16 protein-coding genes are annotated in these 15,277 nt (G+C 54.8%); 4 read left to right on the forward strand and 12 right to left on the reverse strand.

Features of this window, described 5'->3' with window-relative positions; genetic code table 11:
- Positions 1–18: 18 nt before the first annotated feature.
- The 3 genes from JDW22_RS12470 to JDW22_RS12480 form a co-directional block, all read right to left on the reverse strand.
- Entirely contained in the window at positions 19–729 is a 711-nt protein-coding gene (locus tag JDW22_RS12470) for an SAM-dependent methyltransferase (protein WP_200523307.1), read from the reverse strand.
- 188 nt (positions 730–917) lie between these two features.
- The gene (locus JDW22_RS12475; protein ID WP_200523308.1) at positions 918–1,751 is read right to left on the reverse strand and encodes a hypothetical protein; all 834 of its coding nucleotides are present in this window, start codon (positions 1,749–1,751) and stop codon (positions 918–920) included.
- Positions 1,752–2,053: 302 nt separating this feature from the next.
- Positions 2,054–3,334, reverse strand: a complete 1,281-nt coding sequence (locus JDW22_RS12480; RefSeq protein WP_003797686.1) for a M23 family metallopeptidase — start codon at positions 3,332–3,334, stop codon at positions 2,054–2,056.
- A 225-nt stretch (positions 3,335–3,559) separates the two neighbouring features.
- Here JDW22_RS12480 and JDW22_RS12485 point away from each other — a divergent pair, with 225 nt between their 5' ends.
- Positions 3,560–4,501 (forward strand): hypothetical protein, encoded by a 942-nt coding sequence (locus tag JDW22_RS12485; RefSeq protein ID WP_200523309.1) that lies wholly within the window; start codon positions 3,560–3,562, stop codon positions 4,499–4,501.
- A 123-nt stretch (positions 4,502–4,624) separates the two neighbouring features.
- Here JDW22_RS12485 and pta read toward each other — a convergent pair whose 3' ends face one another.
- The 6 genes from pta to ccoN form a co-directional block, all read right to left on the reverse strand.
- Positions 4,625–6,103, reverse strand: a complete 1,479-nt coding sequence (pta, locus tag JDW22_RS12490) for a phosphate acetyltransferase (RefSeq protein ID WP_200523310.1) — start codon at positions 6,101–6,103, stop codon at positions 4,625–4,627.
- 116 nt (positions 6,104–6,219) lie between these two features.
- The gene (locus JDW22_RS12495) at positions 6,220–6,492 is read right to left on the reverse strand and encodes a hypothetical protein (protein WP_200523311.1); all 273 of its coding nucleotides are present in this window, start codon (positions 6,490–6,492) and stop codon (positions 6,220–6,222) included.
- 39 nt (positions 6,493–6,531) lie between these two features.
- Positions 6,532–7,941, reverse strand: coding sequence for a cytochrome-c oxidase, cbb3-type subunit III (ccoP, locus tag JDW22_RS12500; protein WP_200523312.1), 1,410 nt, complete (start codon positions 7,939–7,941; stop codon positions 6,532–6,534).
- A gap of 3 nt (positions 7,942–7,944) precedes the next feature.
- The gene (locus JDW22_RS12505; protein WP_003797671.1) at positions 7,945–8,133 is read right to left on the reverse strand and encodes a cbb3-type cytochrome oxidase subunit 3; all 189 of its coding nucleotides are present in this window, start codon (positions 8,131–8,133) and stop codon (positions 7,945–7,947) included.
- 6 nt (positions 8,134–8,139) lie between these two features.
- Entirely contained in the window at positions 8,140–8,751 is a 612-nt protein-coding gene (ccoO, locus tag JDW22_RS12510) for a cytochrome-c oxidase, cbb3-type subunit II (protein WP_003797669.1), read from the reverse strand.
- 17 nt (positions 8,752–8,768) lie between these two features.
- Entirely contained in the window at positions 8,769–10,202 is a 1,434-nt protein-coding gene (gene ccoN / locus JDW22_RS12515) for a cytochrome-c oxidase, cbb3-type subunit I (protein WP_200523313.1), read from the reverse strand.
- A gap of 304 nt (positions 10,203–10,506) precedes the next feature.
- Between ccoN and JDW22_RS12520 the strand changes: the two genes are divergently transcribed.
- Together JDW22_RS12520 and JDW22_RS12525 are read left to right on the forward strand one after the other, a co-directional pair.
- Complete coding sequence (locus tag JDW22_RS12520) at positions 10,507–12,264, forward strand: M61 family metallopeptidase (protein ID WP_200523314.1); 1,758 nt, start codon at positions 10,507–10,509, stop codon at positions 12,262–12,264.
- 231 nt (positions 12,265–12,495) lie between these two features.
- On the forward strand, positions 12,496–12,933 hold the full coding sequence (locus tag JDW22_RS12525) for a TIGR01244 family sulfur transferase (RefSeq protein ID WP_200523315.1): 438 nt from the start codon (positions 12,496–12,498) through the stop codon (positions 12,931–12,933).
- Positions 12,934–13,069: 136 nt separating this feature from the next.
- On the opposite strand, the gene JDW22_RS12530 is transcribed toward JDW22_RS12525, so the two are convergent.
- A complete protein-coding gene (locus JDW22_RS12530) occupies positions 13,070–13,999 on the reverse strand; it encodes a phosphatidate cytidylyltransferase (RefSeq protein ID WP_200523316.1) in 930 nt (309 codons plus the stop codon).
- Positions 13,996–14,667, reverse strand: a complete 672-nt coding sequence (locus JDW22_RS12535; protein ID WP_200523317.1) for a lysophospholipid acyltransferase family protein — start codon at positions 14,665–14,667, stop codon at positions 13,996–13,998. Before JDW22_RS12535 ends, JDW22_RS12530 begins: the two co-directional genes overlap by 4 nt.
- Positions 14,668–14,791: 124 nt before the next feature.
- On the opposite strand from JDW22_RS12535, the gene JDW22_RS14040 reads away from it, so the two are divergent.
- Positions 14,792–14,923: a hypothetical protein gene (locus JDW22_RS14040; RefSeq protein ID WP_268884249.1), complete on the forward strand. Its 132-nt coding sequence runs from the start codon at positions 14,792–14,794 to the stop codon at positions 14,921–14,923.
- 16 nt (positions 14,924–14,939) lie between these two features.
- Here JDW22_RS14040 and JDW22_RS12540 read toward each other — a convergent pair whose 3' ends face one another.
- Entirely contained in the window at positions 14,940–15,275 is a 336-nt protein-coding gene (locus tag JDW22_RS12540; RefSeq protein WP_200523318.1) for a zinc ribbon domain-containing protein YjdM, read from the reverse strand.
- Positions 15,276–15,277: the final 2 nt, after the last annotated feature.

Here is a 15,277-nt window from a genome sequence, read left to right on the forward strand (position 1 = left end):
AACTGCGTTTCAGGCTGCCTATTGCCCTGCGTGTAATACAAAAATCGCGGGGCGTTTTTTTAAGCTTGGCAGCGCGGGCATTTTGCGCCATTGGCGCACGCTTTGGCTGATGATTTGCTGGCTGGGCAGGGTTAAATCGCAGGCAATGCACAGGCGGGTTTCGTCGTGCAGGACGGCGATGGCGTCGGCGAGTAGGGCATCGTTGCGATACGGCGTTTCAATGAATATTTGCGTTTCGTTGGCTTGGCGTGAGCGGGTTTCCAGCGTTTTCAGGCTGCTGATGCGCTCGTCTTTGTTGGCAGGAATGTAGCCTTTGAAGGCGAAACTTTGCCCGTTTGCGCCTGATGCCATTAGGGCGAGCACGATGCTGCTTGCGCCAACCAGCGGCTTGATGGCGAAGCCTGCGGCGTGGGCTTGGGCGACAAGGTTTGCTCCGGGGTCGGCGATGGCGGGGCAGCCTGCTTCGCTAATCAGCCCTAAATCGCGCCCTTCGCGCAGGGGTTGCAGCAGGGCGGCGACTTCGCGCTCGGGGGTGTGTTCGTTGAGCGTTTGCAGGTTGAGTTCGCGAATGGGGGCGGCGATACCCATGTGTTTGAGATGGGCGCGGGCGGTTTTTTCGGCTTCTACGACAAAGTCGGTGAGATGGGTGATTTGGGCTTGCTCGTGGGGCAGCAGGCTGGGGGTGTCGGCGGCGCCGAGTGGGGTGGGGATTAGGTAAAGCGTGGGCATGATGTGTTAGATGTGTTGCGGGGTGGATGGGTTTTCAGGCTGCCTTAGTGAACAAGGTTAGGCAGCCTGAAAATGGTTTTGGATGTGGTTGGCATGAATATGCCATGTAGCGGCGAGCCGTTGCTGTTTGCTTTATATGCGGCAGCCTGAAAACGGCTTTCAGCGCCGTTCAAACAAGATGCCGCGCGTTAGAGCGCAATATAAAGCGGATAGTTTTTCGGCACGGCGTGGCTGTGCTGGCGGCTGTTATACGGCATGGCGTATGATTGCTTGGTGTAGCGTTTTTTGCGGTCTAGCCCGCTGAGCGTGGCTTGGATGCCCCACACGCCGTTTTGTTCGGCGCTGCGGTTGAAGGCGATTTGGGCGTCTAGGCTCACTTGGTTGTCTTGGCAGTGGCGTTTTTCTGCGCCTGTGTATTCGTTGCAATCGCCATACATGCCGCTGTTGTCGCTGCCGCTGGGGATGTAGCTGTCGGCGACGCGGTTGTTGTCGGTGAAGATGAAAAACTGCCCTGTTTCGGTTGCGCCGCCGTTGGTGAAGCCGCTTTCAGCTTGATAGCCCCAGTTTTGCGCGCCCATTTGCACAAAGCGCCATTCTTGCGGCGCGCTGCCCCATGCGCCGATTTCGCTTTTGCCGTGGTGCTTGATTGTCCATTTGTTGCCGTTTTTTTCTAAGACGAACAATTCGGCAAGCCCCGATGCGGCGTGGCTTTCATCTTTGCGGTTTTCGCGGGTGTCGTAGGCGAAGCCGGTGTAGAGCATATAGCGCGTGGTTTTGCCGTGGCGGGTTACGGCGTGGCTGGCGGTGGGTTTCATGCAATAGGCGATGTTTTCAGGCTGCTGATAGCTGCCTTTGGGCGGGGCGGAGAGTTGGCATGATTGCGCGGGCAATGGGCGGTGGTAGTGTTGGTTGATGAGCTGGCGGATGGTGGTGTGGTCTGAGCTGGGGGCGGATGAGAGGCTGGGCGTTTGGGCGATGGCGAAGCTGGGAAACAGGACGAGTGCTAGGATGGCGGGTTTCATGGGATGTCCTTTACGTAGGATTTTGTGGAATAGGGCAGCCTGAAAATGGAGTTGCGACGTTTTCAGGCTGCTTTTGAAGTGTTTAAATATAGTGAAATAAATCAAGAAATACCCAGTTTAATCAGCGTGTAGAGTGTGTGCCGCAGGCACGCACGCGGGAACTGGTAAATCGTGTGCGTGGCAAAGTCACACATCCTACTTGTGTTATCAACAACATAGGCAGCCTGAAACAGGCTTACAGCATTTTCAGGCTGCCTGATGACATGGCGGGATGGCATAGGCAGCCTGAAAATCAAAAACCATCAATCCACCTGCGACACCATCACAGGCAACCCGCGCACGGCTTGCATCACTTCGTCCACTTTGCCGCGATAGATTTGCAAGGCGGCGCGGTCGGCGGTGGCAAGCTGCGGCGTGGGCAAGGCAACGGTGGCGGGGTTTACAGGCTGCCCGTTAATCCGCACTTCGTAGTGCAGATGCGGGCCGGTGGAATGCCCTGTGCTGCCTACCAAGCCGATGACTGCGCCCGAGTTCACGCGCGTGCCCACGTCCACGCCGCTGATAAACGCGCTCAAATGCCCATACAGCGTTTCCATGCCGTTGTCGTGGGTGAGCATCACGGCGTTGCCGTAGCCGCCTTTCCAGCCGCGAAAGCTGACCACGCCATCGCTGGGGGCGAGCACGCGCGTGCCTTGCGGGGCGGCGTAGTCTATGCCCGTGTGCATCCGCACGGTGTGGGTGATGGGATGCACGCGAATGCCAAAGGGCGAGGAGATGCGGGTGTAGCTTTCAATCGGCAGCCCGCCAAAGCCTTGCCGCAGCGGTTCGCCGTTTTCGTCATAATAATTGCCGCCGTTGTCGGCATCGCCGTTTTCAAAATAATAGGCGTAGTAGGTGCGGTTGTTGGCGGTTACTTCGGCGGCGAGCACGTTGCCCGTTGCCACTTCTTGCCCGCGAAAATACAGGCTTTCATACAACACGCGCACGCTGGAACCTTCGGGCAGTTTGTCTAAATTGATTTTATCGGCGAAGATTTCTTTGAGCGTGATGCGCACATCAATCGGCACGCCCGCCTGCCCCAGCGCGCCCGACACGGAAGACGTAATCACCACCGAACGCAGCGAGGGCAGGGTGGTGGTTTCGCCTTCGGTTTTGCGCATTTGCCATTTGCCCTCGGCGTATTCAATCGCCACCAGATTGCGCTCGCCGTCTTCATCGTTAAAAAATTGAATATCGGTAACGTTTTGGTTTTCATCAATGCGCGCGCTCACAATCTTGCCCTCGTTGAGCTTCAACGCTTTCAGGTTAATCGGGCTGTTTTGCACAAAATCTTGAATGTTTTGCTCGCTCACGCCAATGCGCGCCAACACCATCGGCAGCGTGTCGCCCTCTTGCACTTCCTCGTCGCGCCAATAGCTTAACCGCCCGAAATCGGTGATTTTGGGATTGGGCAACACTTGGCGCACCAAACGCGCATCGGGCGCAACCGCCGCTTGCTTCGGGCGCAACGCCACCGCCAGCAGCAACAGCGCAAGTGCGATAATGGGCAACAGAATCAGTTTGTTAGGTTTGATTTTTTTCATAGAACAACGGGTTAAACCAAATCAGAAAGCCCGCAATTTTAGCATTTTCAGGCTGCCTGAAAGAGACTTTTCATAACGGGCGGCGTTTTTATCAAACCTTTACCGCCCGCCCAAGGCAGCCTGAAAACCTGAAATATCACTCTCGCGTGTGGGCGGCAATTTAGCATCGTCCAAACCGCACAGGCTGCTACAATCCCCCATTTTCTACAACATTGCACACACACCATGTTCACCCTTATCCTCCCTGCCCTCCTGCGCGAACCCCACGAAACCCTGCCCGAACTGCACACCCCCGCGCTCAACCAACTCTTGCGCTATGCCCGCATCCAGCCCACCGCGTACAGCCGAATGCAGCTTTATCAAAGCTACCTGTGCGACCAGCTCGGGCAGCCTGAAAACATCATCTACGCCAGCCCCGTTTGGCAACAAATGGGCATGAACACCGCCAGCCAAATCCCCGCCGAACACCTGCCGCTCACGCACAGCGAAGCCGCCATCTGGTGCCACGAACTCAACCAGTTTTACCGCGGCGAATATGCGTTTACCCCCATCCGCCCCGATTTATGGACGCTTGCCCTGCCCAGCCCGCCCACATGGCACGCCGCCAGCATCCTAGACCTTGCCAGCCAGCTAGATGGCAGCCAAAGCGCAAGCGGCAGCGACATCCGCCCATGGCTCGCCCTTTCCACCGAGCTACAAATGTGGCTGCACAACCACCCCCGCAACGCCGCCCGCCAGCAAAACCAACTGCCGCCGATTAACGGCATCTGGCTGTGGAACGCCCCCGCCGCCGTCCCATTTCAGGCTGCCTCACTCATCGCCAGCAACAGCGCATGGGCAGCGCACAGCAGCCAAGCCACCACCGAGCAGCCTGAAAACTACGCCGCATGGCAACGCACCTGCGCCCAACGCCAAATCCCCCTCGCGCACACCCACATCTTCGCCGATGACTTCCTGCCCAGCCAGCAAACAGGCGACATCTGGGCATACCAAGCCCAGCTTGCCGTATGGGAGCAAAACTGGTTTGAACCGCTGCGCCAAGACCTGTTTTCAGGCTGCCTCAAAGGGCTGCGCATCGTGTGCGAACAAGCGCAATGCACCGTAAACAGCCAGCCACAATGGGCATTTTGGAAACGCAAACGGCGGTTTGATGGCAAAACGTTGTGAACGCGCGGGCTTGCGCTATTTAAGGCAGCCTGAAATCCACAATCCCACCCACACAAAAGCAGCCTGAAAACGGAATCCTCCCTTTTCAGGCTGCCTATTTATATCAGCGCAATCAACACGCGATTATTTTTGCGTGGCTTGAATCGCCGTCAGTGCAATGGTGTACACAATGTCTTCCACCAACGCCCCGCGCGACAAATCGTTCACGGGTTTGCGCAAACCTTGCAGCATCGGGCCCACGCTCAACACATTGGCGTTGCGTTGCACCGCTTTATAGGTGCAGTTGCCGGTGGTCAGGTTCGGGAAGATGAACACATTGGCTTTGCCGGCCACGGGGCTGCCCGGCGCTTTGGATTTCGCCACGCTTTCCACCACCGCCGCGTCGTATTGAAGCGGGCCGTCCACCGCCAATTCGGGCGCTTTTTCTTTCACCAGGCGGGTGGCTTCCACCACCAAGTCCACATCGGGGCCGCTGCCCGAATTGATGGTGGAATAAGAAATCATCGCCACGCGCGGTTCAATGCCGAACGCTTGGGCAGATTTTGCCGATTGGATGGCGATGTCAGCCAGTTGCTCGGCGGTGGGGTTCGGGTTCACCGCGCAGTCGCCATACACCACCACTTGCCCCGGTAACAGCATAAAGAACACGCTGGACACAATGCTTTCGCCCGGCGCGGTTTTGATGAGCTGCAAGGCGGGGCGGATGGTGTTGGCGGTGGTGTGCACCGCGCCGGATACCAAGCCGTCCACATCGTTTTGCGCCATCATCATCGTGCCCAGCACCACGGTGTCTTGCAACTGCGCGCGCGCTTGCTCTTCGGTTAAGCCTTTGGATTTGCGCAATTCGCACATCGGCGCAACGTATTGTTCCACCAACGAAGCGGGGTCAATGATTTCCAAGCTCTCGGGCAGCGCGATGCCATGTTCCTTGGCAACGGCTTCCACTTCGGCGCGGGTTGCCAGCAGCACGCAGCGGGCGATGCCTTTTTCGTGGCAAATCGCAGCGGCGCGCACGGTGCGCGGTTCTGCACCCTCGGGCAACACAATGCGCTTATTGGCTTTGCGCGCCGAATCCATCATATTGAAACGGAATTGCGCGGGCGACACGCGGTCGGTGGTCGCCGCTGCGATTTGCGCCAGTTCAGCCGTTTTCAGGCTGCCTGATGCGCCCAAATCCGCCAACTCGTTGGCTTGCGCGGCAGCGGCATTGCCCACCACGCCCGCAAAGAATACGGTGTTGCCTGCAAACGCTTGTTTTGCCAACGCCACGCGCTGTTCCGCGCCCGCTTCGTTGGATGCGGCAAACACTATTTGCGCGTTAAACGAAGTCGCCAGCGCCACGTTTTGCGCGGCTAGGAAAATGTTTTCCGCATCGGCTTGAATGCCTTGAATCACCACATTTTTTTTGCCCAGCGCGGCAACTTCGCCCACCAAAGCGTCAAACCAGTCGTCGGCTTTGCCCGCGGCGATTAAATCGGCGGCGCGTTTGGCATCGGCTAACGGGTTGAACACCACCGCATCGGGCAGGGCGGCGGCGATGCTTTGGGCGGCGGCTGCGGCATCAACGTGCGCGCAAGTGGGGAGAACGAGAATGTTTGCCATGAGAAATGTCCTTGTTTTGGTTAGAAAAAACACAAAGAAAAATCGGCATCTGCCGATAGGATGAACGCGGCGGATTATACTCCGATTTGCTTTTTCAGGCTGCCTTATTGCGCGCCTTATTGCGAACGGCAGCCTGAAAATGGGAAAGGCTTGGTGGTGTGGCAAGTGGTTTTGAGTTGGGGGGATTGGTTTTCAGGCTGCCTTTGATGTGCGCCCAAAGGCAGCCTGAAAACAAAAATGGAGCGGCGATGGCTCGTCGCCAAATGGCATATTCCAAAAGGCATGGTTGCCAAGATGTTGGCGAGCCGCCGACGCTCCATCGGGTATTGCGTTTCAGGCTGCCCCAAATCATCAAGGCAGCCTGAAACCAAAAAAAACCACTCGCCCAAAACAACGAGTGGTTTTCATCATTTCAACAATCGCCAAGCCTATTCCGCTTTCACTTCCACGCGGCGACCTTGGGCGTTGTTGCCTGCAGCGGCGGTGGTGTTTTCAGGTTTGCGCAGCTCAATGTTTTTGGCATCAACGCCTTGTTTTTCCAAGAACGCTTGCACCGCTTGGGCGCGTTTTTTGGAAAGCTCGGCATTGGTAGCGGCGTTGCCTGTGCTGTCGGTGTAACCGCTCACGATGAGTTTTTTGCCGTTTTTGCCAGCGGCAACCAAGTCGGCAACCACTTTATCGGCGTTGGCGGCAACATCGCTTTTGCCTGTTGCAAAGTAGAACGTGGCAACCGCATCTTTATAAGCCACATCGGCTTGGTCTGCCGCAGGTTCGCTGGCTGTTGCGCTGGCAGCGGCAGGCGTAGCCGCAGAAGCGGCGGCTGTCGCAGATGCTGGTGTAGATGCGGCAGCAGGTGCTGGGGCAGCCGCAGGCGCGGGCGCAGGTTTAGCCGCTTGGGCAGGCTCATGCGTGCTGTCGGTTGGCAGCGCTTGATTTTTCGGATGCGATTTGCCCCACACATAAGCCGTGAGCAAGTGGATTTTGTCTTCGGTTAAGAAGTCTTTCCACGCAGGCATTTGGTTGTGCCGCCCGCTGGTAATGGTTTCTATGATGGCTTTTTCGCTGCCGCCCCATAGCCAAATGTTGTCGTTGAGCCTGGGGGCGATGCCCATTGTGCCTTGTCCGTTTGCGCCGTGGCAGGCAACGCAGTTGGCTTGGAAAATTTCCTTGCCGCGTGCGGCGCGGTCTTCATCGTAGGCGCGGTCTTTGGATAGCGAAATCACATAATTGGCAACATCGCGCACGCCTTCTGTGCCAAGGTTAGGCCCCCAAGGCATCATGATGCCGATGCGCCCATTGGTGATGGTTTCGTGAATTTTTTCGGGCGTGCCGCCGTAAATCCAGTCGCTATCGGTAAGGTTGGGGAAGCCGCGCGAACCTTGCGCATCCGAGCCGTGGCATTGGATGCAATAGGTGGCAAACAAGTTTTTACCGATGGTCATTGCCGCTTGGTCTTTGGCAACATCTTCCACCTTCATCTTGCTGTATTTGCCATACAGCGCATTCACGGTTTTATCCGCAGCGGCAACTTCTCTTTCGTATTGATTGTGGCTGGTCCAGTTAAACACGCCTTTGTAGTCGCCCAAACCAGGGTAAACAACCAAATAGCCTGCGCTGAATAAAATCATGAAGACAAACATCCAAAACCACCAGCGTGGCATGGGGTTGTTGTATTCTTCAATGCCGTCCCAAGAATGGCCTGTGGTTTTAACTTCTTCGCCTTTTTTCAGCTTCACTTTGTCTTGCGACAGCAGCAGCCATGTTACATAAATGAAACTGGCCACCACGATGGCAACGATGTAATAGTGCCAAAATGGGGATGTGAATTGTGATTCCATAGTTTATGCTCCGTGTTCACGATGGGTTTGGGCGGCTTCGCTGTCGCTTGGCGCGTCGTCGTCATCAAAGATGCTTTGTGCCGCGTCTTGGTAGTTTTGTTTATTGCGCTTGTTTAACACAATAAACAGGATAACCGCGAAGCTAATGCAGATGCCGATGGTAAACAGGCTATTTGCCCAAGCCATATTCATGATTTCTTACCTTTTGTTTTTCAATGCCAAGCCCAAACCTTGCAAATAGGCGACTACTGCGTCTAATTCAGATTTGTCTTTGAGCTCTTCGGCGGCTTTGTCGTAATCTTCTTTGGTGTAAGGCGTGCCCACTTTTTCCAAAGCTTTCATGTGGCGCACCACTTCGTCTGCGTCCACTTTGTTACGTGCCAGCCATGGGAATGCGGGCATATTGGATTCGGGAACCACTGCGCGCGGATTGAGCAAGTGGATGCGGTGCCATGCGTCGGAATAGCGTCCACCTACGCGCGCCAAATCAGGACCTGTGCGTTTTGAGCCCCATTGGAACGGGTGGTCGTACACCGATTCGCCCGCCACAGAATAATGCCCGTAGCGTTCGGTTTCGGCGCGGAAAGGGCGGATTTGCTGCGAGTGGCAGTTGTAGCAGCCTTCGCGCACAAAAATATCGCGTCCCGCCACTTGCAAGGGCGAATAGGGTTTCACGCCTTTGGTGGCGGTAATCACTTCTTTGGTGCCAAACAAGGGGACAACTTCCACCATCAAGCCCACGCTGACCACAATAAGCGTAAACACAATCAGAAAGCCCACTTTTTCTTCTGCTAATTGTTGCAATTTCATTTTTAGCGTCCTTTCTATTAGTGTTCAGTTTTGGGCAAAGCAGGGATTTCTGCTTCAACAGGTTGGGCATCGGCAACAGTGCGGTAGACGTTATACGCCATGATGCACATACCGCTTAAATACAGCAGACCGCCCAAGAAACGGATGAGATAGAACGGCATAGAACGGCTAACCGATGCGATAAATGAATGCGTGAGCGTGCCGTCGGGGTTGAGCTGGCTCCACATCAAGCCTTGCATCACACCTGATGCCCACATGGATGTGATGTAGAGCACCACGCCCAAAGTGGCAATCCAAAAGTGTGCGTTGATGAGCTTCACGCTATACATTTCTTTTTTACCATACAAACGGGGAATTAGGTAATACAGCGAGCCGATGGTTACAAAACCCACCCAGCCCAATGCACCGGAGTGAACGTGTCCCACTGTCCAGTCGGTGTAGTGGCTCAATGCGTTGACCGATTTGATGGACATCATCGGACCTTCAAACGTGGACATGCCGTAAAACGACAGCGACACGATTAAGAATTTCAAGATGGGGTCGGTGCGCAGTTTGTCCCACGCGCCCGATAGCGTCATGATGCCGTTAATCATGCCGCCCCAAGAGGGGGCAAACAAAATCAGCGATAACACCATGCCCAAAGATTGCGTCCAGTCGGGCAGGGCGGTGTAGTGCAGATGGTGCGGGCCCGCCCACATATAGGTGAAAATCAGCGCCCAAAAGTGCACAACGGATAGACGATAGGAATAAACAGGGCGGTTGGCTTGTTTGGGCACAAAGTAATACATCATGCCCAAGAAGCCTGCGGTGAGGAAAAAGCCCACGGCGTTGTGCCCGTACCACCATTGCACCATGGCATCAATCGCGCCGTAGTAAACGGAATACGATTTAAACCCGCCTGCGGGAATGGAAATGTTGTTCACAATGTGCAGCAGGGCAACGGCGAGGATAAACGCGCCGTAAAACCAGTTTGCCACATAAATATGCTTCATTTTGCGCTTGGCGATGGTGCCGAAGAACACGATGGCATAAGCCACCCACACGGCGGTAATCAAAATATCAATCGGCCATTCCAGCTCGGCGTATTCTTTGCCTTGGGTGTAGCCCAAAGGCAGGGTAATCGCCGCCAGCACAATCACCAGCTGCCAGCCCCAAAAGGTGAACGCGGGCAGCAAATTGCCGCCAAACAGCCGCGCATTGCAGGTTCGCTGCACCACATAATACGAGGTGGCAATCAAGCCGCAGCCGCCAAAGGCGAAAATCACGGCATTGGTGTGCAAAGGACGGATGCGCCCGAAGTGAAACCAAGGCGCAACGTCCGACAGATTCAGCGCGGGCCAGCGCAATTCTGCGGCGGCATACACGCCCACAAACATCCCAATGATGCCCCAAATCACCGTCATAATGGCGAATTGGCGCACCACTTTATAGTTATAGGTTTGCGTTTCCATAACAACTCCATACGTTGAAAATATTTCTTATTCTGCGATTGACTGTTTTTCAGGCTGCCTTACCCTTTAAGGCAGCCTGAAAACCGCCATCGCTTGTCTTACTCTTAATGTCCCTAGCTGTTAAAATAAAATAAATTAACACATCTTAAAACATCAAAACCTTATTTATCGTAAGGTTACCAAAAACAGCGGAATGTTACCTGATTAGCATCAAACAATCTACTTTTAGATGTGAATAGCCAAACGCTAAATCAATTATTGCCATACTCAATACTTTTTTAAAATCAAATAGAAAGCCAAAGTTATGTTGCATTACACCATCACACCCCGCCCCAACGCCCACCAATGGCACATCATTTTTACATTTCACCACAGCGAAAATGCCACACAAAGCATCAAGCTGGCGAACTGGGTGGCGGGCAGCTACATGATTCGCGACTTTGCCAAGCACATCATCAACATTCAAGCCACCTGCAACGGCAGCCCCGTGCTGCTTACCCAAATCAGCAAAAACGAATGGCAAACCCCCGCGCAAAGCGGCGATTACCAAATTGAATACACCGTGTATGCCAACGATTTATCCGTGCGCGCCAGCTTGCTGGACAACGAGCGCGGCTTTATTGACGGCGCGTGTTTGTTCCTCTATTTGCCCGAGCGGCGCGACGAAGCCTGCGAAGTGCAATTTAATGACTTGCCCGAGGGCTGGCGCATTGAAACCACATTAAGGCAGCCTGAAAACCAGAAAAACCATTTTCAGGCTGCCCACTATGCCGAGCTGACCGATTGCCCGTTTGAACTGGGCGCACACATTGAAACGCTGCACTTCACCGCACACGGCATCCCGCATCGCATCGCGTTAAGCGGGCACTACCCCGATTTTGACCGCGCGCAGCTGCTTGCCGATTGCCAAAAAATCTGCGAACACGCGCTTGCCCTGTTTATCGCCGACACCGCCCCCCCGTTTGCCGAATACCTATTTTTGCTGCATCTGGGCGACAACATCTACGGCGGCTTGGAACACAGCAACAGCACCGCGCTGCACGCCGACCGCAAAGCCCTGCCGCCGCGCAATATGGCGCAGCCCACCGCCGATTACACCACGCTGTTGGGCTTAATCTCGCACGAATACTTCCACGCATGGAATGTGAAAACCATTAAGCCTGCCGAATTTGTGCCCTACGATTTGGACACAGAAACCTACACCGAGCAGCTCTGGGCGTATGAAGGCATCACATCCTATTATGACGACCTGATGCTCGCCCGCAGCCAAGTGATTAGCCCCGAAGCTTATTTGCATTTGCTGGTGCAAAACATCACCCGCGTGCACCGCAATGCTGGGCGCAAACAGCAAACACTCGCCCAATCCAGCTTCGCCGCATGGCATAAATACTACAAACAAGACGAAAATAGCCCCAACGCCATCACCAGCTACTACCAACAAGGCGCGCTCGTCGCCCTCTGCCTTGATGCCCACCTGCGCCAACAGCAACGCCCGCCGCTGGATTTTGTTATGCGCAGCCTGTATCTGCAAACGCTGAACAGCCACACCTATTTCACCGCGAGCGAATGGCAAAACTTCGTTCAAAGCATCGCGCAAATCGATTTGCACGCCTTTTTTCAGGCTGCCCTGCACACCACCGCCGACCTGCCCTTGGAAGGCAGCCTGAAAACGCTGGGCGTAGAACTGCGCTGGTACAGCACACCGCGCAGCGATTTGGGCAAACTGGTCAAAGAGTTCCCCGACCACACGCCCGCCCCCGACATCGGCTGCCGCGCCAAACAGCAAGGCGACCGCGCCGTCATCAGCCATGTGTTTACAGGCGGCAGCGCAGAACAAGCTGCGCTCAAAGCAGGCGATGCCATCATCGCCATCAACGGCTACGCCTGCACCGACTTCATCGCCCAAACCGAAACCCAAATCGGCGACCGCCACACTGTGCATTACTTCCGCCACGGCGTGTTGCACCAAACCACGCTCACCGTGCAAGCCGCTGCCGCCACCACCGCCTATTTGAAAATTGTGGACAGCGCACGGCTACAAGCATGGATGACAAGGAGTTAAAGCAACGATAAAGGCAGCCTGAAAACGTATTGGAGATGTTGTTTTCGCTTTGCTGAAATGCGCTTTATCCGTTTTCAGGCTGCCTCAATCGCACCAGCCCAATATCATGCCTACTCATACACATCAACGCAAAAAGGCAGCCTGAAAGCCGTTTTCCATTTTCAGGCTGCCGCAAAACAGTTTAAAATAGCCACTCTTAACAAAAACAACACCCCATTAAGGAAACCAAAAATGATAGAAAAAATCGCCGATTATTTATACGTGTCCGACCAGCTTAAAGACGAACGTTTTGCCAAACGCGCCGCGTCTTACGGCATCAAAACCGTGATTTGCAACCGCCCCGATGGCGAAGCCCCCGACCAGCCCAGCTTTGAGCAAGTGAAAGCATGGCTCAACGCCAACGGCATTGAACACGTGATTTATATGCCCGTAGTAATGGACGGCATCACCGATGAAACGCTGGATCATTTCCAAGCCACCGTTGCCAATTCCGAAGCGCCGATTATGGCGTTTTGTCGCACGGGCACGCGTTCTACTATGCTTTGGGCGTTGAACCAAGCGCGCCGCGGCGTGGAAGTGAACAGCTTGATTAAAGCTGCTAGCCTTGCCAACATTGACTTGGAACCGCAACGCCACCGCTTGGAAGCGATTTACACGAAAAAAGGCTGACGGGCCGAACACATAATCAAACCCTGTAAACAGAATTGGAAGCTGTTTGCAGGGTTTGGTGTTTTCAGGCTGCCTTGATTGCATTGAGGCAGCCTGAAAACGGATTACGAATGGTTTTTCAGGCTGCCTGTGCCGTCTAAGTCCAATAATACCGCACCACATGGAAAAACACGGGCGCGGCAAAGCACAGGCTGTCCAGCCGGTCTAACACGCTGTGGGTGCTGAATGCGTGCCCCCAATGGCGGATGCCGAGGCTGTGTTTGATGGCGCGCATCACTTCGTTGCCGAAAAACCCCATCAGGCTAATCATCAAACCCGCTAAGGCAGCCTGAAACGGGGTGAACGGCGTTATCCAATAGAGGCTGGCCGCCAGCAGCGTGGAAAGCGGGATGCTGATATACGCGCTGGGCAGCGTGCGCGGCGGGGCGATTTTGCTGCCCGCGCGCCGCCACAGATAGGCGAACACGTCGCCGCTTTGCACCACCACCAGCATAAACAGCAAGAGCACGATGTTGGGCGAGGCGTAATCCTTGATTTCCAAGCTCAACAAGGCGGGCACGTGCGAGAGGCAATACACGGTAATCATCACGCCCCATTGGATTTTGGCAGTGCGGTCAAAAAATTGGCTGTTGTCGCCCGCCATATTGCGGATGATGGGCAGCAGCAAAAAGGCATACACGGGAATCAACACGGTAAACATGCTAAACCAGTTGGTCAGCACAAAATAGTATTGCAAGGGCAGCAGAATATAGAAGCACAGCGCGATGGTGAGATGGTCGGCGCGATTGCGGTACACATGGCTGATAAATTCGCGCAGCGTGGCAAACGAGGCGGCAACAAACAACGCAATCATGCCGCCGCGCCCAATCCAAAATGTTACCAGCAGCAGGATGGTAATCACCCACCACGATGCCACGCGGGCGTTCCATTCTTTCACCATGTTGCTCACGTCAAAGCCTTGTTTGCGCTCGTAATACTTGCCTGCCAGCGAAGCGAGTGCCAGCGCACAAAAAATGCCAAAAAACACGATGCCCACCGTGGCAGGCAGATAAAAATCCGCTCTCATGCTGATTTCTCCGCGTATTCGGCGATTTTGGCAGGCGGCACCAGCGCGAGCATGGCTTGGCGGGCGCGTTGCAAAAAGGCTTCTTTGTCTTCGTCCACTTGCAAATACAGCGGCTCGCCTATCATTACATCGCACAAAATCGGCACGGGGATGATTTGGTTTTTCGGCAACACGCGGTTGATGTTGTTAATCCAAATCGGCACAAAGCCCACATCGGGGTTGCTGCGGGCAAGGTGGTAGATGCCGCTTTTAAACGGCAGCAGCAGTGTGTTGTCGTCGGTGTTGCGCGTGCCCTCGGGGAAGATGATGAGCGAGGATTGAGTGGCAAGCACATCCGACATTTGCTGGGTGATGGCTTTGGGGTCGTTGCCATTGCGCATAATCAGCAGGCTGTTGAACACGTGTTTGCTCACAAAACGGCGAAACGCGCCTTTAAGCCAGTAATCCGCGCCGGCAACGGGGCGGGCGGCTTTGCGCCAGCGTTTGGGCAGGGCAAGCTGCACCATGATGAAATCGGCGTGGCTATTGTGGTTGGCAAAATAGACTTTGCGCTCGGGGGTGAAGGCGATGTCGCCTTCAAATTTGGCGCGGATGCCGGTTAAAAACGAAACGAGTAAAAAAATGCTGCGGCTCACGATAAAGGATGCCGCTTGCGTCAGAATATTCATGGGGTGGTTGTGCGGATGGAAAGGTTGGATTGTAATGGATTGTAAGCGGTTGTGGCGATTTGTCGCGATGGGGGCAGCCTGAAATCTGCAAACGAGCCTGCGCCTCTCAAAAAGACGGCGGGTTTTGCGTGTTAAAAAGCGCAGTGCAACGGGCAGCCGCCCATGCCAAAGGCAGCCTGAAAACCGTTTGGTGCGGTTTCAGGCTGCCTTTATTGTTGCGGCGATACGCATTTTCAGGCTGCCTGCGCATTCCTAGGCAGCCTGAAAACGCTTTACGCTTTTTTCACGAATTCCGATTTCAAATTCATCGGCGTGCCGTCGATTTTGCAACCGATGTTGTGGTCGCCTTCTTGCAGGCGGATGCTTTTTACTTTGGTGCCCTGCTTGATGACTTGGCTGCTGCCTTTCACTTTCAAGTCTTTAATCAGTACCACGCTGTCGCCGTCTTGCAAAACCGCGCCGTTGGCATCTTTTACGATTTCGCTTTCATCGGCATCGGCGGCGGTTTCGCCCTCCGTCCATTCATAGGCGCATTCGGGGCAAACGAGCTGGCTGCCGTCGTGGTAGGTGAAATTAGATTGGCATTGCGGGCAGGCGGGGTAGGTCATGC

The organism is Kingella bonacorsii (assembly GCF_016623605.1).
GTDB classification, from domain to species: domain Bacteria; phylum Pseudomonadota; class Gammaproteobacteria; order Burkholderiales; family Neisseriaceae; genus Kingella_B; species Kingella_B oralis.